Raw genomic sequence first — 25,725 nt, forward strand, 5'->3', positions numbered from 1 at the left:
AATTCCATCTATTGGGCCTCTGGAGAATGCGCGTGATCCACTCCATGAACAATCGCCGAACAGCGTTGATGGAGGAGATCCCAGATGGGAAGTACGGTCGCGCGAGGGCTGCGCCACGGTGTCAGCGACGTGTTCGGGCAGCGTCTGCCGTCGCTGTTCTTCCTGGTCGCGCCTGAAGAATCGGTCCGGCAACCGCGCTGCGCGACGCCGCCGGCGAGTTCCCGGGCTGCGACGGCGGTCGCGAACCGGTGCGCGGCGGCGCGGGCGTGCTCGGCCGGTGCGGCGCGGCGGTAGCGGGCGGCGGCGTGCTCGGCGTCGACCGTGGCGGCGAGCAGGAGTTCGACCGTGAGGATCCAGTCACGATCCCGGGCCGGCAGGGGCACCGCCAACGCCCACTCGGCCGCCCGGCGCAGCGTCCACCCCTCCTCCGGAGTCACCGGTTTTCCCGCCGGCCGGTCGGCGGCCTGCCGGGCGAGCACGGCACGCACCAGCGCCGGCGTCACCAGGGCAGCGTCGCGGCCGGCCAGGCGCAGCACCGCATCCAGCGCCGGCCTGCCCGCGGCCGCGACGGTCTCGGCGTACTCGGCGATCCACGCACCGGCCGCCTGCGGGTCGGTACCGGCGAGGTGCTCGAAGAACGCCGCGGCCGGCCATACACCGCCAGCCGGGCCATCGGGCAGCAGCAGATGCGGCGCGTGCTCCTGAAGGAGCGGAAGCCAGGCGGGCGCGGGGCGGGAGCGGAAGAAGAACGCGGTGGCGCGCGGGTCGGCCCACCGGGCGAGCTCCCGCACCTGCTCCGGGCCCGGACGGTGAAGGGCGGTGAGCTTAAGGACCCTCGCGGCGCGGCCGGGCAGCGGCACCAACAACTCCCGCGCCGCGGCCAGCACCTCGGCGTACAGCCGGGCCGCGCGACCGGCCTCGACGGTGGCGCCGTGCAGGGTGCCCGACGTCTTCCCGTACACCTCACCCCACACACCCAGAGCCTCCTCCTGCGCGGCGCCGAGCTTCACCCCCATCAGCCGCTCGGCGATGCCCGCGGCTCGGCCCCGGTGGTATTGGCCCGGCCGGTCCATCTGCCCGCGCAGCGCTGCCGCCGCCGAGCACACCCGTTCCCACGCCACTGCATCCGGGGTGCCAGCGGACGTAGGGGCGGGCGGGCCGGCCGGTTCCCGGGGCGGGGTAGCCGCGGCGCGGCCGGCAGCATCCACCGCGTCCAGCAGGCCTGAGACCGCGGACTTCAGGCCCACCACCACCGGGGCACCAGGCAGGCTCAGCAGCGCGTCCGCCGCGCCTCGCAGACACGACTCCGCGACCTCCGCCGGCCGCACAAGGCCCGCACCGACGAGCACCTGGCGCGCATCCTGCAGCAACGCCAACGCCCGCACACCCGGCTCGCCCTGAGCCTCAAGAGCCGAGGCGAGCACATCATCGACCTTTGGCAGCAGCTCCTGGCCAGCCGCCGGTATCCCCCTGTTCCCTCACCCGGCACACCGTAGAGCCGGGTGGCCGGGCCCGGGACGCCTTTCCCTCACGGCCGGCCGGGTCAGCAGGCGCAGCGCCTCAGCCGTCGCTCGCCGAGGCCGACAGGTCTGCTCGTCGCCGCGCGGGGCCGACGGCACGCCCGGAGACAAACTGCTGACGGTCACGCGGCCTGTGACGGCATGTTGAACATCAGTCCGGCGACGCTCCCGGGGCTTCGCCTGCGGGGCTCACTGCATGGACATCGCCTTGCAAGGTTTGCACTCGGCCCGGCGCAGGCAGACACAGGGATCATGCGGAGTTTGGCGCAGGCGCACGCTCAGCACCCTGTGCGGGCCCGGCTCGTGGCCTGCGAGAACGGAGCGGGGTGCATACCAGTCTGCACGAAGTTGACATCGGCCTTCGTCACTCGTGTCACGACCAGTCGGCAGAGGATGTCAGCGTCTTCCCCCTGTTCAAGGCGGATTTTCCACTGACACCTCGGTGATGATCAGGAACTGTCAATCCCATGCAGACCATCACTTCGAGCATCAGCTCCCCGAGCTGGTGCGTGCTGGCGGCGAGGTCGTCGACGACGGGGCGCATCGCGGCGAGCGCGGGGTCCGCCAGCGGATCGGCGGGCGGCGGAGGCGGGGCGGTGCGGACGTCGCGGACGGCCTGGCGGACCACCGCGCGTACCGTCGGTTCATCGAGGGCCTGGAGGCCGCTGTGGGCGAGTGCGGCGAGTCGGCGGGTTTAGCTCCTCGACGTCGTTGTACGGCCGGAGACGGCGATTAGGGCGCGCTGGGACAGGCCGTAGTCGAGCGCGGCCGCGGCCGGGTCGGTATCTCGCACGCGAGACGGCTCGGTGCCGGCGGCGACTGGGGAACCAGCCTGGTGGGCCGCTTTGCGTCCCAACGAGGCAATGGCGCCTCCTGTCCCCACGATGAAGGGAGACAGAAGACACCATCGGTCCGCAGCTGAGGAATCATGCCTGTGGTACCAAAAACGCCAGCTTAGAGCTGCGTCAGGAGCACTTTGACGGGCTGTCGAAGATCCACCCCAGACGCCCTCTGACGAGAGGCAGGCTGGCCTCGGCCCAAGTTGTCAGTTGAAAGATCCCAGGCAGTTGCACGAACCGACGTAGGTACACCCGCCAACGGGACGGATAGCCGACCGTTGGAGTAAGGCGCTGGTGGTCGGTCATGTCTCTGCCCTCTCATCGGTGACAGGCGGGAATCCTCAGCGCAAGCCTACTTCTTGATCTCTGCCTTGGGTGTCGTTCCGAAACCATCCGTCCACGAGACGTTCACGAAGGTCCTGCCGCTGAAGGTAACCGGGCCCACATTGTGCGCGTCCCATCTGATGTAGCCGCGGGAAGGAGCGACCTTGCAGCCCCTGAACGTGGCAACCTGCCACACACCCGGATGTGCAATGGTGACGTTGTACTTGAATGTCACCACGATGTCGCACGTCCGGCCGTTCTGTGGGAACTGATAGGCGTGCGAGGTCCAGGAGTCGATCTTCAGCCCGCGGCCCTTGATGACTTGGCACGTGTTGTTGCCACTCGTGCATTTGGTGGCGCTCTGGACTGCGGACTCTCCGCGAGGGAGACTGCTTGCCGACACATTGCGCCTACAAATTACTTCTGGTCAAGTTGAGCACAATTCCACCCGGAAAGCCGTCAATGTTTCATTGATTGACGGCTCAGTCGATGGCCATTCTCGGACCAGAGCTTTTGAGCCAGTTGGCGGGGTGGCTGTAGTTAGCATAAGTGGCTTGCAGACCAAGAAGAGCCCAGGTGGTTGAGGAGGGTCCACAACGATGACCACGCCTGAGGCTCGGGTAGGCCGGGCAGCGTGTGCCATTCAGCCAGCTAGCTCTTAAAGTTAAACGCGGTTCACGCCGGTCCATACAAGCCGTAATGGGTCAGTGCCAGAGGAAGTGAAGCACCGAGGGCTGATCGAACAACTGTCTCGAAGTTGCCTGGGGCGGTGCTGCCGACTCCTGAAAGGGGCTGGGGGACATGGAGCGGCAAGCAGGCTGGGGAAAACTGCTGCCGGGCACAACCGCCCGGCGAAAGGGACTGCCCGGCAGCGTTTGGTGGATACGGCCGTGGCACGATGCGAAACGCCCCGACCCCGGCAGCTGCAATGCCGGGGTCGGGGCGTTGTCACCAGGTGGCTATCCGAGCCAGACGACGTCCAGCGTGGCGGGGGCTGCGGGGCTCAGAGGCTCCATCCGATGCGGGTGAAGACATAGCCCCGCTCTGCCAGTTCGTTTCGGGAGTCGGTCTGTTCCCGCGCCCACACCAGTGGGAGGACCAGGTCCTCCTTGGGGTCGGCTGTCGGATAGTCGGCCCAGACGTCTCCGTCGTTGATCAGCCACACGCAGGCGTACTGCGCGGACCTGTCTACCTGCGGCGTTCCGAAGCTGGAGACCAGCTCGGTGCGGCAGACAGCGATCCGGGACAGGACATACCCGCGTGCTCTCAACTCACCTCGGGAGACGGGACGATCGTCAGCCCACACCAGCGGCAGTACGTGGTCGTCCGGCGGCACGGTGGGATAGTCGGCCCATACGCCGCCGTCCTCCTCCAGCCACACACCAGCGTGGGCGTCGGTGGGGGCAGTCTCCGGCGCGGTGATGCAGGCTCGTACGCGATCAGCAGGGCGGGCCTCGTGACGCTGGTCGGACTCGCGGACGGCGTCAATGGCCGGGAATTCCGTGTTCACGCCTTTCCCTGCTTTCAGAAGTCCAGGTCCAAATAGTCGATGTCGTTGATGGCGACGTCCGAGAGTCCCATAGCGCGGGCCCCGCCGTCCTGGAAATACACGTCCTTAAAGCCTTCGGCGATGATTCCACGCATCTCCTGGTCGCTGGCCCCGGTGTCGCGCGCGTCGAACAGGCGCTGCGCGTACTCCGGAGGGAGGTGCACGGTCAGTCGCCGGAACCGTCCGTCGTCGGTCGTGCCGATGGGTGCGGTGTAGCCGAACCGGGCCCGGGTCTCCACGGTGATCCCGGTTGTGGCGGCGGCCTGTTTCCGGCGGCGCTTGCGGACCTGGGGCTGCCAGCGGGAGCGTACGGCCGCGTCGATCTTGTCGGCGATGTCCTTGGGCGGGTTCTTTCGTGCGCCGCGCCGGTAGCGGTTGACCGAGTCGGCGGTGACGCCGAGCTCGGTCGCAACGGCCTTCGCGCTCTTGAGCTGCTTCATCAGGAAGTTGATGCGGCCCTGGAGGGTCTTGGGCGGCTCCCGGGTGAACGACTCTCGGTCGGCGCGCTCGAGGGCGTCCTCGATCTCCCCCATGGCTCTACTCTCCTTCGTCCAGGACGGCGTCGCCGCCCTTGATGTGGCGGGCCGGGTTGTAGCCCTGCTCCATCAGGTCGACCGCCCAGGCCATCTCCTGGACACCTTCCAGCTTTGCCAGGCCCGGGGTGGGTCCGAGGCGGAAGCCGCCGGGCTGCGGCTTGCCCGAGGCGGCATAGGGAAGGAAGTCGAGCGGGCTGTCGCCAGGGCTTGGGTAGACGACGCAGTCGGACAGCACGGCGAGCGGGTACAGGCCCGTCATCTTTGACATGTTCAGCAGCTTGCGGTGCATGTTGACCCGCGCCTTGCTGATGACGGCGGCGCGGATGTCCGGGCGCCAGGTCGGCCGCTGAAGGGCCGGCCACCGCTCGCCCTCCTTGTAGTGCTTGCCCTGGGGGCGCTCCCGCAGCTTGCCGACGCCGCCCTTGACCGTGGCCTTGATGGCGGAGAGGACGGCCGCCAGGGCAGGGTCGACGTCCTTGTGGCGCTCCATGGCGGAGAGGAAGTGCCGGTCGTCCAGGTCCCGGGTGACGCCGAGGTCGGCGAGGGTGTCGACGTACGCGTTCTTGAGGCGGTCGTGCCACGGGTCCAGGTACGCGCCGGTGTCCCGCCGCAGGTACGCCTCGATCGGGTGGACGTCGTAGCCGAGCTCCTGGGCGTAGGCGACGGTGTGGGTCTGGTACCAGGCCGGACCGGTCGGGCGCTCGCCGGTCGGTGTGAAGGGCGACGGCAGGCGCGGGTCCAGCTCGATGTGGCTCAGGTCGACCAGCCAGGAGCCGGGGATCTTCGGGTTGAACTGTGGGGTGTGGAAGTGGTCCGGGGCGGACAGGCCGACGACCAGGCGGGCTGCGGCAGCGAGGAATGCGGTGTTGAGGTCCAGGCCGACCGCGAAGGGCAGCAGGCACTCCTCATCGGTGAGCAGGTCCACCGGCCGCACCCACTGGTACGCCTCTTCGTTGAGGAAGCCGCCGGTCCAGCCGGACTGGACGACGACGGGGTGTTCGGCGGTGGCCTCCGGCGGCGCCGGGTCCATCGGCTGAGTCCCCAGCGAGCCGGAGTTGTAGCCGGACACCCAGTTTCCGGTGGCCGGGTCCTGCACGGCCTTCGTGGGCGGGCGCAGCGCCGTCATCAGCTCCAGCCCGGAGACGGCCGTGGAGCCGCGCGGGGTGATGACCCGGGTCGCGTAGACACCGAGGACGCGGGCGATGTCGGCCGGCTCCATCTCGGAGACGCCCGGCCAGGACCGCTCATCGAGGGCGTCCCAGGACAGGATCGCCAGCTGCACGCAGTGCCGCTCGCGGCCCTGGGCCTTGCGGTAGATGCGCGCCCACGGACCGAACCCGCGCTGTGTGAGCTGCCACTTCGCCTTCGCTACCTGCTTGACGACCGGGTGGTCCTCCGGGAGGCGCAGGGAACGGCGCTGCTCGTGGCCCTCCAGGCGCTCCGGCAGCCCCAGCTTCACGGCGGCCGCGGCGGTGAGCACGATCAGCGGATCGGAGTCCTTGCCGTACCGGTTGAGCTTCGGCGCACCGAGGCCGGACTCACGTAGCGTCCACTCCACCAGCTCCACGATCGTGGTCGCCGGGCAATCGAGGACGATGCCGCCCACACCGTACGCGGAGCCGTCACCGTCCAGCACGGCCAGCGGACCGTGCGGGAACCGCGGGTCGGCCGCGGGCTTGACAGTCTTCTTCGCCGCCGGGCGGCGCGACGTTGCGGCCGGGCTGGCGGGACGCTCGTGCGTGGTCTGGACGGCCGGGGTCTTCACGGGCGCGGCGGTCTCCGGCTCGGTGGCCTCGGGGGCGGCCGGGCCGGTGAACGTCTCCGGCACCTCCGGCTGGGGCGCGGCGGCCGGGGCAGGGGCGGTGGGGGCGCTGTGGGCGGGGTACTTCGCCGCCCAGCCGCGCAGCAGCCGCTGATATGCCTCCAGGCGCGGCGACTTCGGCTCGCTGCGGCCGTTCTCGTAGTTCTTCACCGTCTGCGTCGACGTCTTCAACGCGGTCGCGAGACGGGCCTGGGTGATGCCGGCGGCCTCGCGCAGCCGGGCGCGCTCCGCCGGGGGCGGGAGCTGCGGCTCCTCCTCCAGCAGCGCGTCGACCGACGCGAACAGCTCTTCCTCGGTTGCCATGTCGATCTCCTTTCGCACCCCAACCCTAGCAGTATTTACCCTGTTGTTTAACCTATTTCTTTAACCCGTCAAGATGGCTTGGATGGTGGAGTGTGGACGGCGCCAGGCGGCGTGTGACCGGGATTTCTACTTTGCGGATGGCTGGTCGGCTGTCGTCTGCCGCGAGGACGTCAGTGGGTTCTGCCACTGGATGTCAGTGGTTCTGCCATGAGCCTTATCAGTAGGTAGACGGAGTCTCGTTGGCGTCGAGGTCGCGGAGGCCGTACCGGACGTCGTCGGACAGGACGGCGCTGCCGTCCTCGATGAGGATCAGCAGTCCGGTGTCGATCAGCCCGGCGATGGCGGCGGCCCGCTCCGTCGAGCCCTGGTCCTCCGCGGAGACGCACCCGTCGTAGAACGCACGGAACAAAATCTTGGCGTATAGGTCGCTGAGGACGTCGCGTTGCAGGGGCCTGTGCGGCCCGCGCCATCGGTCGTCGTGCTTGGCGGGGTGGAGCCAGTTCATCTGCTGGTCGGTGAGCACGTCCGCGCGCGGGGTGAGGGTGAAGCGGTGGGGAGCCGCCCGGCGGAGGGCATACGGGCCGCCGAGGTCGGGGTGGGTCGAGGCGGTCCTGGTGATCGGCGACGGCGTCAACGACGCCCCCGCGCTGGCCGCCGCCCACACCGGCATCGCGATGGGCCGCGCCGGCTCCGACCTCGCCCTGGAGACCGCCGACGCGGTGATCATGCGCGACGAACTCGCCACCGTCCCCACCGTCGTCGCCCTCTCCCGCCGAGCCCGCAGCTTCGTCGTACAGAACCTGGTGATCGCCTCAGCGTTCATTACCGGCCTGGTCATCTGGGACCTGGCGTTCACGCTGCCGCTGCCGCTCGGTGTCCTCGGGCACGAAGGCTCCACGGTCATCGTGGGCCTCAACGGTCTGCGGCTGCTGCGCGAGGCCGCGTGGAAGCGAGCCGGAGCCGAGGACGGCAAGTGAGCCGCCGCACTCCCAAAACCGTCGCCCCCGCACAGGGGGCGGCGTCCCGCTGCACCGTCACGGTCTGCCGGGGCTGCTGCTGCGGCACCCCCAAAGTCCGCGGCCTGAACCACCGTGCCCAGCTGACCGACCTGCGCTAAGTCCTTGACCGGAGTGGCCAACGTCCGGCCCACCGACTGCCTGGACGCCTGCGAGCAGGCCAACGTGATCGTCATCCAGCCCTCCGCCGAGGGCCGCAAAGCCGGTGGACGCCCTGTCTGGCTCGGCCTGGTGAACGACCCGGACGCGTCGCGGGACATTACCGCCTGGATCGAAGCGGGCGGCCCCGGCCTCACGCAGGCGCCCGACATCCTCGACCTCTACACCTTCAGCCCCTCCCGCCGTATCCGGCAGGCACTCGACAACTGAACCGAACCGCTCACGAGGGTGCCGCCCATCTCTGATGGTCGGCACCCTCTCGTATCACGGCCGTGCCCCTCAGAGGCGGTCGAAACGGTCCTGGCCAGCACAGAAAGACCCGCCGTCAAAACTCCTGACAGCAACACCGGTTTCCCGTTCCGTTCCCCGGGCCCCGGCCCCAGACAGGACAAAAGCCCGCCCCTTCGATCTGAAGGCTACTGGCGGGTTACTTGTCACCTGGTTCGCCGCTCGTTAAAGGCACCCCGAAGGGGCCGAGGGCCACAGGTCCGGTGATGCCGGTCGGGTGCCCAAGGGTCGCCGCAGCCGTCGCCGGAGTCGGGGAACGGGCGGACGAGTCAACCACGGTCACGCGATGGCTCTCACCGGTCCACGCCTCCCATCACCGGGTCGATGCCGGCCACGGCGACGATGACGTCCGCGACCTGCCCGCCCTCGCACATCGCGGCCATCGTCTGCAGGTTGGTGAAGCTCGGGTCGCGGAAGTGCACCCGGTAGGGGCGCGTGCCGCCGTCGGAGACTACGTGCACGCCCAGCTCGCCCCTGGGGGACTCGACCGCCGTGTAGGTCTGCCCCGGCGGGACGCGGAAGCCCTCCGTCACCAGCTTGAAGTGGTAGATCAGCGCCTCCATGGACTCGCCCATGATCTTGCGAATGTGGTCCAGCGAGTTGCCGAGCCCGTCCGCGCCGAGCGCCAGCTGGGCCGGCCACGCGATCTTCTTGTCCGCGACCATTACCTCGCCGCCGCCGCCCGTGAGCTGTTCCAGGCACTGCTCGACGATCCGCAGCGACTGCTCCATCTCGTGCAGCCGGATCAGGAACCGCCCGTAGGAGTCGCAGGTGTCGGCGGTCTCGACCTCGAAGTCGTAGCCCTCGTAGCCACAGTACGGCTGCGACTTGCGCAGGTCATGCGGCAGGCCGGTGGCCCGCAGGATCGGGCCGGTCGCGCCCAGCGCCATGCAGCCCGCCAGGTTCAGATAGCCGACGTCCATCAGCCGGGCCTTGAAGACCGGGTTGTTGGTGGCGAGCTTGTCGTACTCGGGCAGCCGCGAGCGCAGCAGCCTCACGCCCTCACGGATATCGTCCAGCGCGCCGGGCGGCAGGTCCTGCGCCAGCCCGCCGGGCCGCACGTAGCCGTGGTTCATGCGCAGGCCGGTGACCAGCTCGAAGATGTCGAGGATGACCTCGCGGTCACGGAAGCCGTAGACCATCAGCGTGGTGGAGCCGATCTCCATCCCGCCTGCGGCCACGGCGACCAGATGGGAGGAGATCCGGTTGAGCTCCATCATCATCACGCGGATGACGCTCGCCCGCTCCGGGATGTGGTCGGTGATGCCCAGCAGCTTCTCCACCGCCAGGCAGTAGGCCGTCTCGTTGAACAGCGGCATCAGGTAGTCCATGCGGGTCACGAACGTCGTGCCCTGGACCCAGTTGCGGAACTCCATGTTCTTCTCGATGCCGGTGTGCAGGTAGCCGATGCCGCAGCGGGCCTCCTTCACCGTCTCGCCGTCGATCTCCAGGATCAGCCGCAGCACACCGTGCGTGGACGGGTGCTGCGGACCCATGTTGACGATGATCCGCTCGTCGTCCGCCTTCTCCGCCGCGGAGAAGATCTCGTCCCAGTCGCCGCCGGTGATCGTGTAGGTGTGACCCTCGGTGGTGTCGCGGGCGCCTGCCGGTTCATGCTCGGGGCTGCTCATCGGCTGTAGAACCTCCGCTGTGGTCGCCGATCGCGTCCGCGTGTGCGGGCTGCGCGCGACCAGACACATCATCCAGAATTGCGCATCTTCGGCAGGAATGCCCACCCGTCCTGGACCTGGCCCACAACGCCGCCCCCGGCACCCTGTACGCGATCTTCCAGCTCCTCACCGCGCTGCTGCTGCTCTCCTTCCCGCCTACCACCTGAAGCGCGCTGTTGCCCGGCAGCCCGGCGGCGACCTGAACATACGCGGCGTGCAGCGCGGAGGCGAGTTCGGCGAGATGCCCGGCTGGCTCGCTCTCCAGCCCGAGCGCGGTGAGCACCCTCGGCTCAGCCGCCCTCCACTTCTCCCCGGCCAGCAGCTTCGCCCGGGGGTCGCCCCAGCGGTCGCCCCCGGTGGCGAACACGTCCCGACGACGCAGGGAGCGGTGCAGGTGCTCCAGGACGCAGAACGAGTACGCCGCCTTGTCCACCAGGCCGTGAGGCAGATTGGGGCCGGCGAACACCAGCCGCCGCCACGAGCCGGTCACCAGCTCCGTGGAGACCTCCTCGGCGCCGACCTTCTTGCGGCCGATCAGGTCCGGCAACTGCTTAAGCGCCTTCACCACCGGGGCGCCGGCCTCGACCGCGCCGAAGTCGATGACCTCGACCAGAAGGCGGATGAACCCGCGCACCGTGCCGTAGCGGGCCACCAGTTCGGCCCGCCACTCCGCGTCGCCATCCGGGACCACCGCGGCGATCGTGGCGAGCGCCGCGGCCAACTGCTCGCGCGGAACGACCGCCTCGATCGCCGACCACGCGTCCGCCACGGAGACCACCTCGCCCGCCTCGGTCGCAGGCGGCGTCGTCATCAGCACGTCGACCGCCGCGGCGACCTTCTTCGCCGCCTTCCTCAGCTGCGGCAGCGCCTTGAGCTTGGCGTCGTTGCCCATCCGCTCGGCCTTCGCCAGCAGCTTGGTGGCCATCAGAGCGTGCAGCAGATCGAGCGCGTCATCCACCGTCGCACTCTCCAGGTGCCGCACAGCCGCCAGAAGCGTCGCGGTCTGCCTCGTGACCTCCAGCTTCTTCAGCGTCGGCGCCTTCGAGGACAGCCCGTACCGGGCCAGCCCGGTCATCCGCGCGGCCGGGACCCGCCCGACGTCGACCGCGCCGGCGCCCAGGCCGTGTACCTCGCGGGCACGTTCCAAAGCCAGTTCCATGGCCTTGCCCGACACCCGCATCGGGCCCAGCCGCAGCCGCTCCAGCTCCGAGATCCGCTTCCTCTCCGGCACCTCCAGCAGCCGGACCATCCCGGTGCGCAAGTCGGACAGGACCGCCTCGTACAGCACGGCGTGCAACCGGTCGTTCTCCTCCTGGCGGACCGCGGCCACCATCCGGACCAGCGTCGTGATGCCGGGCAGCAGCACCCGGTTGTTCACCAGCCACACCACCGCCCGGTCGAACAGAGCGCGCGGCCCCTCCAGCGACGACCACACCCGCGCCGCCAGGAACCCCCGCAGCTCCGCCTCGCCCGCGGCGAAGTCCCGGTAGCCGTACTCGTCACGGATCTCCCACGCGTGCTCGTACGCGGTCTGCGCGCGCGTCCCGTACTCGGCGAAGTGCTCGTTGGCGATGCCAAGCTGCTCGGCGACGAACCGCACCGCGGCGGCCGGCACCGCCGTGGGGTCCTCGGTCAGGAAGGTGCCGAGCATCCGCACCGTCCCCCACTGCACCGCCCACCCCAACCTCGTCGCCGGACGGCGCTTCACCCGCGCCAGACCGAGGGCCTTCGTGTCCAGTCGGAAGAACTGTTCCAGCTCCCCGGGAGAGGGTTCCGTGGCGAATCGGCCGTAGCGGGCCTCTTGGTCAGCAGACAGGTACTCAACAGGCATGCCGAGGACCGTAGAGCCCGCTGACCAGGCAAAACAGGCACGTCACCGAACCGGAATCAAGATCGCTCCGCTACCGCTAATTTCCGTTCGGATACTCCCCGAGGGCCGATAGCCCGCAGCGGCCGCCGCAGTTCGGTGTACACCCGCGCCTCCATGACCTGCAGCTCGCCGGAGTCGACCCAGTAGAAGAGCGCGGGTTCGTCGGCGGTGGCCACATCGAGCGCGGCCGCGGCCTCGCCGAGCGCGCGCATGCTGGCCTGGCTGTCGCCCGCCCGGGCCGTGGCCCAGGCGAGGCGGTCGAAGGCGAGCGCGCGTCCAGCGTGTGCGGGCGCAGGCCGGGGCGGCAACCGGTTAGGTACCGCGCCGGAAGCCAGTTGCCGCGGTGATGGCTCCGAGACCGGCGAGCATACCGATAGCGGCGAATGCGGTGTGGAAACCGTCGAGGCCGGTTCCGGCTACGAGGACCGTTGATACCGCGGCGACGCCTGCCGCGGCGCCGATCTCGCGCATTGTCTCGATCAAGCCCGATGCGAGTCCTGACTCGGATTCGGTGACACCGGACAGCGCGCCGATCTGGAGCGAGGGCCCCAGGATCCCGACGGCGACTCCGGCGATCAGGAACGTCGGAAGCAGGTCGGTGAGGTAGTCCGCGCCGGCGGGGACCCGAGTGAGCCACACCACTCCGACGGTCAACAGCATCAGGCCGGTGACCAGCAGGCGGCGGACACCCACGGCGGCCGCGAGGCGGCCGGCAGCCCACGAGACCCCGAACCCGGTCGCTGTCGTGGCCAGCCACGCCAGACCAGTACGCGTCGGCGAGAAGCCGAGTTCCTGCTGCATCAGCAGCGATCCGAGGAAGATGAACGAGAAGAACGCGCCGAACGCGAGCAGCGCGGTGAGGTTCGCCGCGACGAGCGTGCGGTTCCGCAGCGCCCTGGCCGGCACGAGCGGGGCCGGTGAACGCTTCTCCGACCACACGTACACGGCCATCACCACGGCGGCCGCGATGAACCACGCCAGGGTGCCGGCGGAGGTCCATCCGTGGATGGAGGCATGGTGGAGTGCGTAGACGAATGTCAGCAGTCCGCCGGTCACCGTGCTGGCACCTGCGACGTTGAGCCGCCCGGAACGGCCGCGGGGCTCGTCGGCCGCGAGGCAGGCGATGGCGAGTGCGATGAGCGCGAGGCCGGTGGGAACGTTGATGAAGAACGCCCACCGCCAGCCCGGGCCGCCGGCGATGAGACCGCTCGCGACAACGCCTACCGTTCCGCCTACTCCGGCGACGGCTCCGGCGATGCCGAGAGCCCGGTTGCGTTCCCGCCCTTCGCGGAAGGTGACGGCCAGCAGCGACAGGACCGCCGGTGCGATGAGCGCGCCGCCCAGCCCCTGGAGCCCACGGGCCGCGATCAGCACGCCGATGTGCTGTGCCAAGCCCGCCGTCAGCGACGCGGCGGTGAACAAGCCGAGGCCGGCGAGCAGGATGCGACGCCGCCCCAGCAGGTCGGTCATCCGGCCACCGACGAGGAGGAATCCGCCGAGCAGGAGACCGTACGCGACGACGACCCACTGCAGACTGCCTTGGCTGACGCCGAGGTCTCGCTGGATCGAGGGCAGGGCCACGTTCACGATGCCGATGTCGAGGCCCACCATCGCCTGGGCGGTGCACGCCAGGACCAGCACGAGCCGTTGGTGCGGGCCCGCCTTCGTCTGGCGCGTGGTCTCCACGGTGCTCTGCATGGCGGACATGGGTTCGGTGTCCTTCACCTCGTGGCGGTTCACCGGCGGTAGCCCGCGATGGGCCGGCCCGCACCGGTGGTGATCAGCTGCGGCAGGCTCTCGGTGATGAAGAAGGCCCAGGCCCGCGAGCACGCTTCGAAGCAGGCGGATTCGGCCGCGGTGAGGCCTTCGTGCGTGAAATGCAACGTCGTGCCCTGCGCGCCGGTGGTGATGTCGAAGATGACGCTGGTGTCGGTCCACTCGCCGCGGTCGTCGAGGCCGGTGTTGTCGGAGTCCACGACGTGCCAGACCATCCGTTGACCGGGCACGACCTCGGTGATTTCGAACCTTGCGAAACGGAGGCCCTTCTTGGCTCGGGCGGTCTCACCGGCGTACTCGCTGTCGTCGGTGAAGACGAACTCGTCGTACAGGGCGGCCGAGTGGCCGATGAGGTTCTCGCTCCACCAGCCGCGGACGTTGGTGATGGCCTCGAAGACCTGCTCCGGCGTCCGGTCGATGGTCATGGTGGCGGTCAGGTACTCGGTGTCCGACATTGCTGGTGCCCCTCTGTTCGGTGGGTTTCGCCCCACCGACGAAGGAGGCCGCCCGGGATCGACATCGACCGGGAAGAACTTTCGAAAAATTCGGCCGCGATGGCCTTTGTGCTGGTCAGAGCTCGGAAAGACGACCCGCCAGATAGCGGCGCTCGGCGTCGGTCGGCGCCAGTCGCAGCGCCTCCTCATACGACGTCGCGGCCTCGGCGCGGCGGCCGTCCCGGCGCAGGAGATCGGCCCGTGTCGCGGGCAGCAGGTAGTAGCCATCGAGCTCGCCGGACTCGGCGAGCTCGTCGACGAGGGCGAGTCCGGCGGGGATGCCGTCGGCCATCGCGACCGCCACGGCGCGGTTGAGCTCCACCACGGGAGATGGCGCCATCCGCGTGAGCTCCGCGTAGAGGGCGGCGATCTGCGGCCAGTCGGTGGCCGCGGCGTCGGGCGCCGTGGCGTGACAGGCGGCGATCGCGGCCTGCACCTGGTACGGCCCGGAGCGCCGCATGGCCAGCGCTTCGTCGAGCGTCGTAAGGCCTTCGGCGATCAGCGCGCGATCCCACTGGGATCGGTCCTGGTTCTCCAACGTGACCAGCACGCCGTCGTCAGTGCGACTCGCGCGGCGGGCCTCGAGCAGCAACATCAACGCCAGCAGGCCGCGCGCCTCAGGCTCGGCCGGCATCAGACGGACCAGCGTCCGGGCGAGGTAGACGCCCTCAGCGGCCAGCGCCCTGCGCCCGTCTTCTTCGTCGTAGCCCTCGTTGAAGATCAGGTACAGCACCGCGAGGACGGCGGTCAGCCGGTGCGGCAGGAGCTCCGCCGGTGGAACCCGGTACGGGATCCCGGCCTCGACGATCTTGCGCTTGGCGCGGACCAAGCGTTGCGCCATCGTCGGTTCGGCGGTCAGGAACGCCTTGGCGATCTCACCCGTGCTCAGCCCCGCCAGTGTCCGTAGCGTCAGGGCGACCCGGGCAGGGAACGGCAGCGCGGGATGGCAGCACGTGAAGATCAGCCGCAACCGCTCGTCCGGAATCTCCTGCGCCGTCGGCTCGACGGGATCCCGCTCCAGCACAGCAAGCTGCCGCAACTTCGCCGCCCCCGTTGCGTCCCGCCGCAGCCGATCGGTCGCTCGGTGACGTGCCGTCGTCGTCAGCCACGCCCCCGGACGATCCGGAATCCCATCACGCCCCCACGTCGCCAACGCGGCGGCGAACGCGTCCTGCGCGCAGTCCTCCGCCAGGTCCCAGTTCCCGGTCAGCCCGATCAGCGTGGCGACCACTTGGCCCCACTCGTTCCGATACGCCGCATCGACCGCGACACGAACCGCCTCCGGCGCGGTCATTCCCAGACGGGGCGGACCTCGACACAACCCCGGCTCGCGTAGGGGTGCCGTGCCGCGATCGCGATCGCCTCATCCAGATCGACGCACTCGATGATGTCAATACCGCCGATAAAGTCCTTCGTCTCCGCGAACGGACCATCGGACACCAGCGTCTCCCCATCACGGACACGGACCGTCGTCGCATCCGCCACCGGACGCAGCCGCGCACCACCGACGAAACTGGCTCCCCGCCGATCTGCCTCCGCCCCATACGCCTGATGCGCCGGGTCCGCCGCAATCTCCTCCATGGTCGGCGACACCTTCTCATCGTCACAGATCAGGAACACATACTTCATGAGGCCACTATGCCCGACCCGCCTGATCCGCTCGAACGCCACACCTCTGCCAACGATCGGCCTCCGCCCCACCGGGATCACGGTTGATCGTATAGACCCGCGCCGGGCTGATCCGAGTACTCGCGATGAGACCACGCTCCGTGACCGCTTCACGGACTTTGAGCCAGATCCCAAGGGTCGAGGCCCGTGAGCAGCAACCGAACGGCCAACGACGATAGCGAGCCGGTTCGGGCGGAGTTACCGCCGTCCACCGTTCGGATGCGGGTGGCCCATCTGCGATCAGGACTGAGGGGGCGGGGTCCTTGGGCCGGGCAGCAGGTCGGCCAGTGCGGTGCGCACGGCGACTCGGCTCACCCCATGCTCGCGCGCGAGACTCGCGATCGAGGCGCCCTGGTCACGGAACGCCGCCCGCACTTCCTCGAGCTGGTCTCCGGTGAGTGCGGGTGGCCGGCCGCGGTAGCGGCCTTCGGCTTCGGCCGCGGCGATCCCTTCGGCGGTTAGTTCGTTTTGCAGGTCGCGCTGGAACTGCCCGACGGCGGTGATCACGTTGATGATCAGGGCGGTGGTGGCGTCGTCGGCGGCCAGGTCGTGGAAGTTGGACAGCGGCCCGGACAGGACTCGTAGCACGACGCCGCGGGCCTGGCACCAGTCCCGGACGGCGTGGATGTCCATCAGGTCGCGGCAGAGCCGGAACAGCTCTGAGACTGTGAGGGTGTCGCCGGGGTGGGCGGCGGAGGCGACCTTGGCGAACGCGGGCCGTTCTAGACTCCAGCAGCGTTTCGCTATCTGGCCTGGTCAGGGGTGTCGTCCGGAGTGTAGTGGGCTGGTGGTGTGTCAGGGGCGGTCTTGCCGGACCGCTCCTCCAACGAGTGGATCGGGGAAATGGCCGGGCTGTGATACGGACAGCCTCCCAACGTGATCGACGAACATGCGGACGCGGCCTGGGAACGAGAACTCGACGACCTCTTCCTCTGCATCGGCCACCGGTTTGGCCGTGCCGACCTGCGGCGCCGGATGCGGGACTATGTGCGGGGCCTGCTCGCCCCTGTCGGCCGCAAGAACGGCTGGCAACTGGCCGAGTTCGCCGGGCATCGCACCCCCGATGGCCTCCAGCGGTTGCTGAATGGAGCAACCTGGAACGCCGCCGACGTCCGCGACGACCTGCAGTCATATGTCGCCAGGCACCTCGGCGATGACGGCGGGGTGCTCGTCATCGATGACACCGGCTTCATCAAGAAGGGCACCACCTCGGCCGGAGTGCAGCGCCAATACTCCGGCACCGCCGGCCGCACCGAGAACTGCCAGATCGGTGTCTTCGCCGCCTACGCCACCAGCACCGGACGGGCTTTGGCGGACCGGGAGCTGTACTTGCCCAGGTCGTGGACGGACGACCGCGAGCGCTGCCGGGCGGCGAAAGTCCCCGACGAACGCGGCTTCGCCACCAAGGGAGAGCTGGCCAAGCGCCTCGTACTGCGTGCCCTGGCCTCCGATCTCCCCCTCGCCTGGGTGGCCGCGGACGCCGCCTACGGGCAAGAGGGACGCTTCCGCCGTCTGCTGGAGCAGTCCGGTCTCGGCTATGTGCTCGCAGTGCCCAAGTCCCAGCAGGTCTTCGGCCCGCGCATCGACCACCTCTTCGCTCAGGCCCCCGTGGAGGCATGGGAGCCGATCTCGTGCGGCGACGGGGCCAAGGGGCCGCGGCTCTACCACTGGGCGGCACTGGAATTGCCCACGGTGGCCGAGTTCGACTACCAGGGCGATGTTCCCGTCCGTCGGCGGTGGGCACTGGCCCGCCGCAATCCCAGCAAGCCCGAGCAGATCGCGTATTTCCTCGCCTACGCCCCACGGGAGGCCGCGGTGGCCGACCTGGTGCGGATCGCCGGGATGCGCCGGCAGATCGAGGAGTGCTTCCAGGCCGCGAAGAACGAGTGCGGCCTGGACCAGTACGAGGTCCGCCGTTACATCGGCTGGTACCGGCACATCACCCTGGCCATGCTTGCCCATGCCTACCTCGCGGTCATGGCGGCCGACGCGGGAGCAAAGGGGGGTGCAGAAACGCTTCCGGCCCCCTGGCTCCGCTCACCGTGGCAGAAGTCCGGCGGCTCCTGGCGCCTCGCCTCACCGGCAACCGCCGACCCGACCGGTCGCTTCGCGCGCACATGCTGAACTGGTCACGCTGGCGCCGCAGGCGCCAGCTCGTCGCCCGCCACTGCCACTACCGGCGACGACTCCACTCGTTGGAGGGGCACTCCGGCAAGACCGCCCCTGACACACCACCAGCCCACTACACTCCGGACGACACCTCTGACCAGGCCAGATAGCGAAACGCTGCTGCAGTACTAGGGTCCGTCTTCAAACGGATCTTGCCCAGAGCAGGAATGACGCGAGGCTGACCGCTGCTTCGTAGGAGGTGGCGGTCTTGTCGTATCTGGTGGCGATTCCGCGGAAGCCTTTGAGCCGGTTGAAGCAGCGCTCGACCACGTTGCGTTGTCGGTAGATCTGCCGGTCGAACGCCGGTGGGCGACCTCCGCGGTTACCTCGGTTACAGCGGTGTCGCCGTTGGTCGGTCTTCTCCGGGATGGTGTGGGCGATTCCGCGTTTGCGCAGGTAAGCGCGGAAGCCGCGGGAGCTGTAGGCCTTGTCGGCGATGACTTGGTCGGGCCGGCGGCGGGGTCGGCCAAGCCGGTGCGCGGGACGCGGATGCGTTCCAGGAGGGTCCGTGCACAGATGCTGTCGTGGCGTTGCCCGGGTGTCAGCAGGATGGCGAGCGGGCGCCCTTTGCCGTCACAGGAGAGGTGGATTTTGGTAGTCAGCCCTCCTCGGGATCGACCGAGGGCGTGATCGTCTGGTTCGTCCGGCCGGTGGATCCCCCTTTTCGGCCGGTGGCGGCGGCGTGCTGGTGGGCGCGCACGATGGTGGAGTCGACCTGGACGAGCCAGTCGATGTCGCCGGCCGCGTCCGCGCGGGCCTGGATCTGCTGCAGTGCCCGGGTGAACACGCCGTCCAGGGCGTAGCGGCGGAAGCGGGTGTACACCGTCTTCCACGGTCCATAGCGCTCCGGCAGGTCACGCCAGGAGATCCCGGTCCGGATCTTGTAGACCATCCCGTTGATGACCTGCCGGTCCGAGACACGTGGCCGTCCCGTCACGGCCCGCGGTATGAGCGGAGCGAGTAACTCCCACTCCTGATCGGTGAGTTCATGGCGGCGTATCACCCAGCCATGATCCACTATCCGATGATCTTTGAAGACGGACCCTAGTGCGGGGATCTTGGAGGTGGTCGCCGGGTCTTCGAACAGCAGTACTCCCTCGGCCGGGTGGAATCCCTCGGCGACTCCTTCGGTCCGGACCAGCAGGCCGGCCTCGGTGAGGATGTGCCGCTGCCGGAGCAGTGACTGGGTCGCGGTGGACGAGCGGGAGTAGACGATCCGCACCGGGCGCTCCTCGTTGTACGGAGCCCTGTTCTATCTGTCGGGAATTCCTGTCGTCAATCAACACCCGGACCGGACCGCCCGGCGGGGTGTTTCATTCCCTGATGTCCGGTTCTTCTGGCCGTCTCGGCGTTCTTCGCGTGGGTGTCGCCAAACCTTCTAATTCCGACATCTCAGCGAAGATCCCCGAGCGCGATCAAGACCTACCTGGCGGCTGGGGACATGTTCGGGAGCGGAGGGCCGTATCCGATCTCCACGCCGACAATCGGGAAACACGCAACCGCGTCAACAGCGCCTCCACTTCGCTCTCGGAGATCAACAAGTCGCTTCCTGGACTGCGTCAGGAAGTGACCGACCTGTCGCGTGTCGTCCATGACCTGCGCACCACGGTGGACAACCTCTTCGCCCGTCTGCCTGGCGCCTCCACCGCCCCGCCTGCTCGTAGCGTCGACAGCCCGGCCCATGACCGGACGCCGGAGCAGCCAGACCCAGATGAACACTCTGGCACCAGCTTCCCGCAGGAGCCGGACACCACCACTTCCACGAACGAGACCGCTGAGACCGGCAACACCGAAGCGGCACCACCGCCCGACCCCCATCAGGCCAAGGCCGGGCCCGAAGACGCTGTTCAGCGACGGGCCGCCGCCGACGCAGTCGCTGATGCGCACCCAGACGCACATACACAACCTGCCGCCGGATCCCCTGCGCCGGATGCAGATGCCGCCCCGTCGAGCGACAACGACAACGTTCGCGGCTCGCTCGCCAAACACGACAACGTGCTCGGCACCGCGGCCACCGTCGGCAGCGTGCACCTGATCTGCCACCGCGACATGTGGGACTTCATCCAGGAACATGCTGCGGACATTCCTCACTTCCGTGCCCCGGCCGCCCCTTCCGAGCAAGGAGACGAGCGGCTGCGGATCACTCTGTCCGGCCGTTCCGTCATCGGCGTGCTGATCGCCATGCGTGACACCCAGACCAAGAATGCGAAGTACGGGAAGGATGACAGCACCTGGGCCCTCTCGGGCGCCGTGTACAGGCGGCTGGCGCACGATCTCACGACCACCATCCGTAGCGGCACCGTGCCCCTGACTGTCGTCTTCGACGACGGCACCAGTACTCCCTCCGAATGCCACTGACCTGACCAACCGCCGCAGCCTGGGTCGCCGACACATCCCGCATTGACGACGTCCTCGCCCCTGAACACGGCCAGCAGCTGCTCCGCAGCCCGAGGCCGGGCCCGCTCGGCGGCCTGCGCGGCCGCCGTACGGCCCAGTAGAGCCAGAGCGGACCGCCGGTACGCGGGGTGCCGGTAAGAACGCTGTCACCATCCGCAAACGGTAGTGATCTTCGAGGGTGAGCCCTTGCGGCGCGCGCCAGCGCGCGTCTCTTCGCGGTGAGCTGCGGCTTCATTCCCGGAGGTGGTGTGGGCGGCTCGTACGAGTGACGTCGTCCCGGCGGGGGTCCCGTTGAGGCGACGTCAGCCACTACCTATGAGGCATGAAACTCCTCGCAGGAAAGCGGCTTTCGACCGCTGCGGCCGGCGTTCTGCTGGCAGGTCTCTTCGTACCCGCGACAGGCGCCGCTGCCGCCCAGGCCGCCGGTTCCCGTCTCTCAGTCGAGGGATGCTCCAGCAAGACCGACAACCGCAGTTCCGACAATTGGACTGCTGCGGACTGGAAGATCTGCCTCGGCGATTACGGCGGGGCCAACGGCTCCGCCGACGTGAAGTGCTACGCCGGTCAGACAATCGGCTGGAACGCGAGCCGGTGCCTGATCTCCGGTCAGTTCGAGATTCGCAAGGGGGATGAAGTCATCAAGTCGGAGCAGTTCGGCCTTGACGTCTCCATGAACGGTGCGGTGACTTCCGTGCCCTTCCGCTTCTACTGCCAGGGCCCCGGTGAGTACACCTTCCGCACCAGCGGTGTCCAAGCAACACTCGTGCGGGTAGGCAGGGACGGGCAACTCGAAGCGAGGCCCGGGTTCCAGACCGCTCACATCGCGGATGCGACGGCCACTGTCACCATGTGCTGAGCTGAACGGCATCCCTCGGCGGTTCCTAGGGCTTGTCCGGTCGATCATGTTCTGAGCCAGATGGCGAGTGCTGCTGCGGTGGCTGTGCCGAGGAAGACGTAGCCGCGCTTGTCGTATCTGGTGGCCACGGCCCGGTGCTGCTTGAGTCGGTTGATGGCTCGTTCGATGGTGTTGCGTTTCTTGTACCGCTCTTCATCGAAGCCGGGTGGCCGTCCGCCGCGTGAGCCTTTGCGCAGGCGGGCGGTCTGGGTGTCAGCCTTCTCCGGGATGGTGTGCCGGATTCCCCGGCGTCGCAGGTACTTGCGGATGGGTCCGTTGCTATAGGCCTTGTCCGCGGCGAGGCTGTCAGGCCCCTTGCGGGGCCTGCCCGGGCCGAGCTTAGGAACGCGGATCTTGTCCAGCACCTTCGTGAACTGGGTGCAGTCCGCCCGCTGGCCTGGTGTGACGATGAGGGACAGCGGGCGGCACCGGCCGTCGGCGCTCAGGTGGAGTTTGCTGGTGAACCCGCCCCGCGAGCGGCCCAGGCCCTCACTTCCTGCACCACCTCCACCAGGCGGGCATGCAGGCTCTGCCACGCTGTTTCGCCCTGGTGTTCTGCTTGCTCGGCCCCCTTTGATGCCGGGATCGGCGGCGGATCGGTCCGGGCGCCGGCCGCGTGCTGATGAGCGCGAACAATGGTGGAGTCCACCGAGATGTCCCAGTCGATCTCACCCGCCGCGTCAGCCGCAGCCTGGACCTGCTGCAGCAGACGTTCCCACGTCCCGTCCGCCGACCACAGCCGGTGCCGTTCATAGACCGTCTTCCACGGCCCGAACCGTTCCGGCAGGTCACGCCACTGCACACCAGTCCGCACCCGGTGCAGAATCCCGTCGATCACCTGCCTGTGATCCCTCCACCGGCCACAACGCCTATTGCTGACCGGCAGGAACGGCCGCAGCCGTTCCCACTCAGCATCGCTCAAGTCACCCCGCCCCATGTCCACATCAACGACCCGGACGGCGAGTAGTCACATGATCGACCGGACAAGTCCTAGTACTGCAACGGTGCTTGCTGTGACTGCTGGCCAGTTTCAGGGGCTGTGTCCGCGTCGTTTGTGGTGACTGATTCGGGCCTGGTGCTGGCGTCGGCGGCGCCATGTCGACCAGTGCAGGATGTGGTCGACCGGGGTGGGGTGGCGGTTTGTGAGTCGGGTGATCAGGCGTCGGATCTCGGCGAGGCTGAGGTGGATGAGCTGGGAGGATCCGTTTCTGCTTTGTCGGCGTCGAGTTCGCGGGCGCGCAGGATGGTGAGGCAGGCGTGGGCGGCCATGGCCAGGGTCATGTGGCGGTGCCAGCCGGGGTAGCGGCGGACTTGGTAGTCGTCCAGGCCGCATTCCTGCTTCGCGGTCTGGAAGCATTCCTCAACGGCCCATCGGCTGCCCGCGATGCGGATGAGCTCGTCCAGAGTGGTACCGGCCGGGCAGTAGGCGATGTAGTAGGAGATCTCCTCGGGCCTGCTGACGCTGCGGCGGGCGAGGACCCAGTGCCGGCGGTCATCGCGGTGCCAGGGCCGGACCTCGACGCGGGCCCAGTCATAGATCCGCGGGCCATGTGCCCCCTTGCCGCACGAGCGGCGCTTCCACTTCTGGTGTGGGAGGCCGGGGAACAGGTCGTGGACGGGGTGGTCGATGGACCAGCGGGTGACGACGGTGTCGTGCCGGGTGGTGGCCATGACGTGGAAGACATCGGCCTGTTCCAGCTCGGAGCGCCAGCCCTTGCTGAAGCCGTAGGCGGCGTCCGCCGTCACCCATCCGAACGGGATCTTGTCCCTGATCGCCCGGCGGATCATCGCCTTGGCCATGGTCACCTTCGTCTCGAAGGCGACGCTGTCGTCGATGCCGGCCCGTCGGCACCTTTCCCGGTCGTCCGTCCATGACGTGGGCAGATACAAGCGGCGGTCGATCAGCGTGCGTCCACGATTCGTTGCGTAGGCGAGGAACACACCGATCTGGCTGTTCTCGGTGCGTCCGGCGGTGCCGGAGTACTGCCTTTGCACGCCGGCCGAGCGGATGCCCTTCTTGAGGAAGCCGGTGTCATCGACGATCAGAACGGCTTCCCGGTCTCCGAGCTGTTCGACGACGTAGTCACGTACGTCGTCCAGGACCTCGTCGGCGTCCCAGTCGATCCGGTTCAGCAGCCGGTGGATGCGGTCGGGCCCCGTGTGCCCGGCTTCTTCCGCGAGCGTCCAGCCGTTCTTCCGCTCCAGCGGAGCAATCAGCCCCCGCATATAAGCCAGCGCCGACTGACGTGGCTCCTCCCGGTTGAACCGGTGCACGAACCGCTCGTGCACCGCACTCAGTTCCCCGGCCCACAACCTGACATCAGCAAGGTCCCCACCCATAACCGGACCAACGACTGAGCTGGCCAGCAGTCACGGCAAGCACCGTTGCAGTACTAGCTGGGAGGGCCGGCGGTTGCACCGCCGGCCCTCACGTATATGCACGGCCTTAGCCTCGCCGTTTGCGGGTGGTGACAGCGTTCTGGCGGATTCAACCGGTCGTCGCAACACCTCGTGATCGTGGAGGTGTTGGATGGTTCGTCGACAGCAAGCAGCAGATCGCGCGATTCGTCCGGCGATGAGGTCGCCGGGGCATCCGACGTTTCATCGCGAGGTCGAGGTGGCGTTCTGGGACGAGATCGCCAAGGGGCTGTTGCCCGAGGAGGCCGCGGCTGCTGTCAGCGCGTCACAGCCTGTTGGCGGCCGGTGGTTCCGCCACGGTGGCGGGATGCGCCCGTTCGACCCGACGCCGCCTACGGGCAGATACCTGTCGTTTCGTGAACGTGAGGAGATCGCGCTACTCAAGGTCCAGGGCAAAGGCGTACGCGAGATCGCTCGGACCATCGGTCGCCATCCTGGGACAATCTCGCGCGAGCTGCGACGCAATGCCGCGACCCGCAGCGGAAAGGTTGAGTACCGGGCGTCGGTCGCTCAGTGGAAGGCCGACCTGGTCGCGCGGCGGCCGAAGACGGCAAAGCTGGTCACGAACCCTCGGTTGCATGCCTATGTCCAAGAACGGTTGTCCGGGCAGATCAGCCGCCCCGACGGGACCCCCATCGAGGGACCAACGACGGGGAAGTGGACCGGCCGGAACAAGCCGCACCGCAAGGACCGCGCCTGGGTGCAGGCGTGGAGCCCGGAGCAGATCGCGAACCGGATCAAGCTCGACTTCCCCGATGATGAGTCCATGCGCATCAGCCACGAGGCGATCTACCAGGCGCTCTATATCGAGAGTCGGGGCGCGCTCAAGCGCGAGCTCATCTTGTGTCTACGCACCGGTCGCGCACTACGCGCACCCCGAGCCCGCTCACGTCGCAAGACCTGGGCACACGTCACGCCCGAAGCGCTCCTGAGTGAGCGGCCCGCTGAAGCTGAGGACCGCGCTGTTCCTGGCCACTGGGAAGGCGACTTGATCATCGGGCTGGAACGTTCAGCGGTCGGCACCGTCGTGGAGCGAACGACCAGGTTCACCATGCTGGTCCACCTGCCCCGGGAAGAGGGGTACGGCGAGATCCAACGGACGAAGAACGGTCCTGCGTTGGCCGGCTACGGCGCAGTATCGATGAAGAACGCGCTGGCCACAACGATGTCGACCCTGCCCGCGCAGCTCGCTCGATCGCTGACCTGGGACCGCGGCAAGGAGATGTCGGCCCATACCCAGTTCAAGGTCGAGACCGGAATCCCCGTCTTCTTCGCCGACCCGCAAAGCCCCTGGCAGCGCGGCACGAACGAGAACACTAACGGCCTGCTGCGTCAGTACTTCCCCAAGGGCACCGACCTGTCCCGCTGGAGCGCCGAGGAGATCGAGGCAGTCGCTCACGCCTTGAACACCCGACCACGAAAGACACTCGGCTGGAAGACACCCGCCGAAGCATTCAACAAGTACCTACAGTTGCTCCAACAAGACGGTGTTGCATCGACCAGTTGAATCTGAGCAATATACAAGTAGAGCCTTCGCTGAAAACTGCAGGTCGGCCGGGGTCCAGCAGAGCATGAGCGCGGTGGGGTCCAGCGCGGACAACGTCCTCGCCGAGTCCTTCAACGCAACCTTCAAACGCGAGACCCTGCAAGGACGAAAGAGCTGGCCCAATGAGCGCGAGGCCAGGCTCGACGCGTTCCGATGGCTCCACCACTACAATACCCGACGCCGACATTCCCACCTCGGACAACAATCACCGATCGCTTTCGAGAACGCCCTCCATCCCACACCAACTACGCTGACACCAGCCGCATAGCCCGTGTCCAGGATCCGAGGTCAGGGCCCCGGTTGAGAGGGCTGACATGGTCCCCGCCGTGTGGGAGCTCGCCGCTTCGATGTGCGGGACAGCCGGGTGGCGGGGCGAGCGCTTCGGAGCTCTGAGCTGTGGGGTCGGCCGGCGTCATCGCTGTGGTACCTCCAAGGTCGGGTAAGAAGGTCCCCGCGGATACCGGCC

20 protein-coding genes and 4 pseudogenes are annotated in these 25,725 nt (G+C 68.3%); 7 read left to right on the top strand and 17 right to left on the bottom strand.

The annotated features are described in order from the left end of the window. Positions 1-8: 8 nt before the first annotated feature. The 6 genes from CGL27_RS00220 to CGL27_RS00250 form a co-directional block, all read right to left on the bottom strand. On the bottom strand, positions 9-1,424 hold the full coding sequence (locus CGL27_RS00220) for a hypothetical protein (protein WP_119983720.1): 1,416 nt from the start codon (positions 1,422-1,424) through the stop codon (positions 9-11). Positions 1,425-1,893: 469 nt separating this feature from the next. Further along, the gene (locus CGL27_RS00225) at positions 1,894-2,148 is read right to left on the bottom strand and encodes a hypothetical protein (RefSeq protein WP_119983721.1); all 255 of its coding nucleotides are present in this window, start codon (positions 2,146-2,148) and stop codon (positions 1,894-1,896) included. Positions 2,149-3,686: 1,538 nt separating this feature from the next. After that, positions 3,687-4,193, bottom strand: a complete 507-nt coding sequence (locus CGL27_RS00235) for a hypothetical protein (protein ID WP_119983723.1) — start codon at positions 4,191-4,193, stop codon at positions 3,687-3,689. A gap of 14 nt (positions 4,194-4,207) precedes the next feature. Continuing rightward, positions 4,208-4,765 carry an XRE family transcriptional regulator gene (locus tag CGL27_RS00240; RefSeq protein WP_119983724.1) on the bottom strand — a complete coding sequence of 186 codons (558 nt, stop codon included), beginning with the start codon at positions 4,763-4,765 and terminating at the stop codon, positions 4,208-4,210. A 4-nt stretch (positions 4,766-4,769) separates the two neighbouring features. After that, the gene (locus CGL27_RS00245) at positions 4,770-6,893 is read right to left on the bottom strand and encodes a helix-turn-helix domain-containing protein (protein ID WP_119983725.1); all 2,124 of its coding nucleotides are present in this window, start codon (positions 6,891-6,893) and stop codon (positions 4,770-4,772) included. Between the two features lie 217 nt (positions 6,894-7,110). Beyond that, a complete protein-coding gene (locus CGL27_RS00250; protein WP_162952791.1) occupies positions 7,111-7,527 on the bottom strand; it encodes a hypothetical protein in 417 nt (138 codons plus the stop codon). On the opposite strand from CGL27_RS00250, the pseudogene CGL27_RS00255 reads away from it, so the two are divergent. Continuing rightward, a pseudogene (locus CGL27_RS00255) lies at positions 7,502-7,870 on the top strand (heavy metal translocating P-type ATPase); the annotation flags it as partial. The gene CGL27_RS00250 and the pseudogene CGL27_RS00255 overlap by 26 nt on opposite strands. Next, positions 7,867-8,278 (top strand): annotated as a pseudogene (locus CGL27_RS00260) ((2Fe-2S) ferredoxin domain-containing protein). The pseudogenes CGL27_RS00255 and CGL27_RS00260, both read left to right, overlap by 4 nt. A gap of 371 nt (positions 8,279-8,649) precedes the next feature. Here CGL27_RS00260 and CGL27_RS00265 read toward each other — a convergent pair. The 8 genes from CGL27_RS00265 to CGL27_RS00300 all read right to left on the bottom strand — a co-directional run bounded on the left by CGL27_RS00265 (position 8,650) and on the right by CGL27_RS00300 (position 16,581). Next, positions 8,650-9,987, bottom strand: a complete 1,338-nt coding sequence (locus CGL27_RS00265) for an NADH-quinone oxidoreductase subunit D (protein WP_119983727.1) — start codon at positions 9,985-9,987, stop codon at positions 8,650-8,652. After that, entirely contained in the window at positions 9,968-11,857 is a 1,890-nt protein-coding gene (locus CGL27_RS00270) for a DUF4158 domain-containing protein (RefSeq protein WP_119983728.1), read from the bottom strand. Before CGL27_RS00270 ends, CGL27_RS00265 begins: the two co-directional genes overlap by 20 nt. 56 nt (positions 11,858-11,913) lie before the next feature. Continuing rightward, on the bottom strand, positions 11,914-12,204 hold the full coding sequence (locus CGL27_RS00275; RefSeq protein WP_162952818.1) for a hypothetical protein: 291 nt from the start codon (positions 12,202-12,204) through the stop codon (positions 11,914-11,916). A gap of 4 nt (positions 12,205-12,208) precedes the next feature. After that, entirely contained in the window at positions 12,209-13,603 is a 1,395-nt protein-coding gene (locus CGL27_RS00280; RefSeq protein ID WP_205587566.1) for an MFS transporter, read from the bottom strand. A 29-nt stretch (positions 13,604-13,632) separates the two neighbouring features. Next, a complete protein-coding gene (locus CGL27_RS00285; RefSeq protein WP_119983730.1) occupies positions 13,633-14,127 on the bottom strand; it encodes an SRPBCC domain-containing protein in 495 nt (164 codons plus the stop codon). 115 nt (positions 14,128-14,242) lie between these two features. Continuing rightward, positions 14,243-15,460 carry a sigma-70 family RNA polymerase sigma factor gene (locus tag CGL27_RS00290; protein WP_119983731.1) on the bottom strand — a complete coding sequence of 406 codons (1,218 nt, stop codon included), beginning with the start codon at positions 15,458-15,460 and terminating at the stop codon, positions 14,243-14,245. After that, a complete protein-coding gene (locus CGL27_RS00295) occupies positions 15,457-15,795 on the bottom strand; it encodes a YciI family protein (protein WP_119994170.1) in 339 nt (112 codons plus the stop codon). Before CGL27_RS00295 ends, CGL27_RS00290 begins: the two co-directional genes overlap by 4 nt. A 279-nt stretch (positions 15,796-16,074) precedes the next feature. Then, a complete protein-coding gene (locus CGL27_RS00300) occupies positions 16,075-16,581 on the bottom strand; it encodes a recombinase family protein (protein ID WP_119983732.1) in 507 nt (168 codons plus the stop codon). A gap of 189 nt (positions 16,582-16,770) precedes the next feature. On the opposite strand from CGL27_RS00300, the gene CGL27_RS00305 reads away from it, so the two are divergent. Next, entirely contained in the window at positions 16,771-17,958 is a 1,188-nt protein-coding gene (locus CGL27_RS00305; RefSeq protein ID WP_119994171.1) for an IS701 family transposase, read from the top strand. Positions 17,959-18,144: 186 nt separating this feature from the next. Here CGL27_RS00305 and CGL27_RS00310 read toward each other — a convergent pair. After that, positions 18,145-19,003 (bottom strand): annotated as a pseudogene (locus tag CGL27_RS00310) (IS5 family transposase). A gap of 323 nt (positions 19,004-19,326) precedes the next feature. On the opposite strand from CGL27_RS00310, the gene CGL27_RS00315 reads away from it, so the two are divergent. Together CGL27_RS00315 and CGL27_RS00320 are read left to right on the top strand one after the other, a co-directional pair. After that, a complete protein-coding gene (locus CGL27_RS00315) occupies positions 19,327-20,361 on the top strand; it encodes a hypothetical protein (RefSeq protein WP_162952819.1) in 1,035 nt (344 codons plus the stop codon). A 361-nt stretch (positions 20,362-20,722) separates the two neighbouring features. Continuing rightward, positions 20,723-21,256, top strand: a complete 534-nt coding sequence (locus tag CGL27_RS00320) for a hypothetical protein (protein WP_119983734.1) — start codon at positions 20,723-20,725, stop codon at positions 21,254-21,256. 44 nt (positions 21,257-21,300) lie between these two features. Here CGL27_RS00320 and CGL27_RS00325 read toward each other — a convergent pair. Together CGL27_RS00325 and CGL27_RS00330 are read right to left on the bottom strand one after the other, a co-directional pair. Further along, positions 21,301-22,232 (bottom strand): IS5 family transposase gene (locus tag CGL27_RS00325; RefSeq protein ID WP_240450281.1). Its coding sequence is split into 2 segments (ribosomal slippage): positions 21,301-21,813 and positions 21,816-22,232, totalling 930 coding nucleotides; the frame shifts between segments, so codons are not numbered across the junction. 218 nt (positions 22,233-22,450) lie between these two features. Then, a complete protein-coding gene (locus tag CGL27_RS00330; RefSeq protein WP_119983735.1) occupies positions 22,451-23,635 on the bottom strand; it encodes an IS701 family transposase in 1,185 nt (394 codons plus the stop codon). A gap of 190 nt (positions 23,636-23,825) precedes the next feature. On the opposite strand from CGL27_RS00330, the gene CGL27_RS00335 reads away from it, so the two are divergent. Further along, on the top strand, positions 23,826-25,220 hold the full coding sequence (locus CGL27_RS00335) for an IS30 family transposase (RefSeq protein ID WP_119983736.1): 1,395 nt from the start codon (positions 23,826-23,828) through the stop codon (positions 25,218-25,220). A 10-nt stretch (positions 25,221-25,230) separates the two neighbouring features. Further along, a pseudogene (locus tag CGL27_RS00340) lies at positions 25,231-25,527 on the top strand (integrase core domain-containing protein); the annotation flags it as partial. Positions 25,528-25,725 lie beyond the last annotated feature (198 nt).

The organism is Streptomyces sp. 11-1-2 (assembly GCF_003595545.1).
GTDB lineage: Bacteria > Actinomycetota > Actinomycetes > Streptomycetales > Streptomycetaceae > Streptomyces > Streptomyces hygroscopicus_B.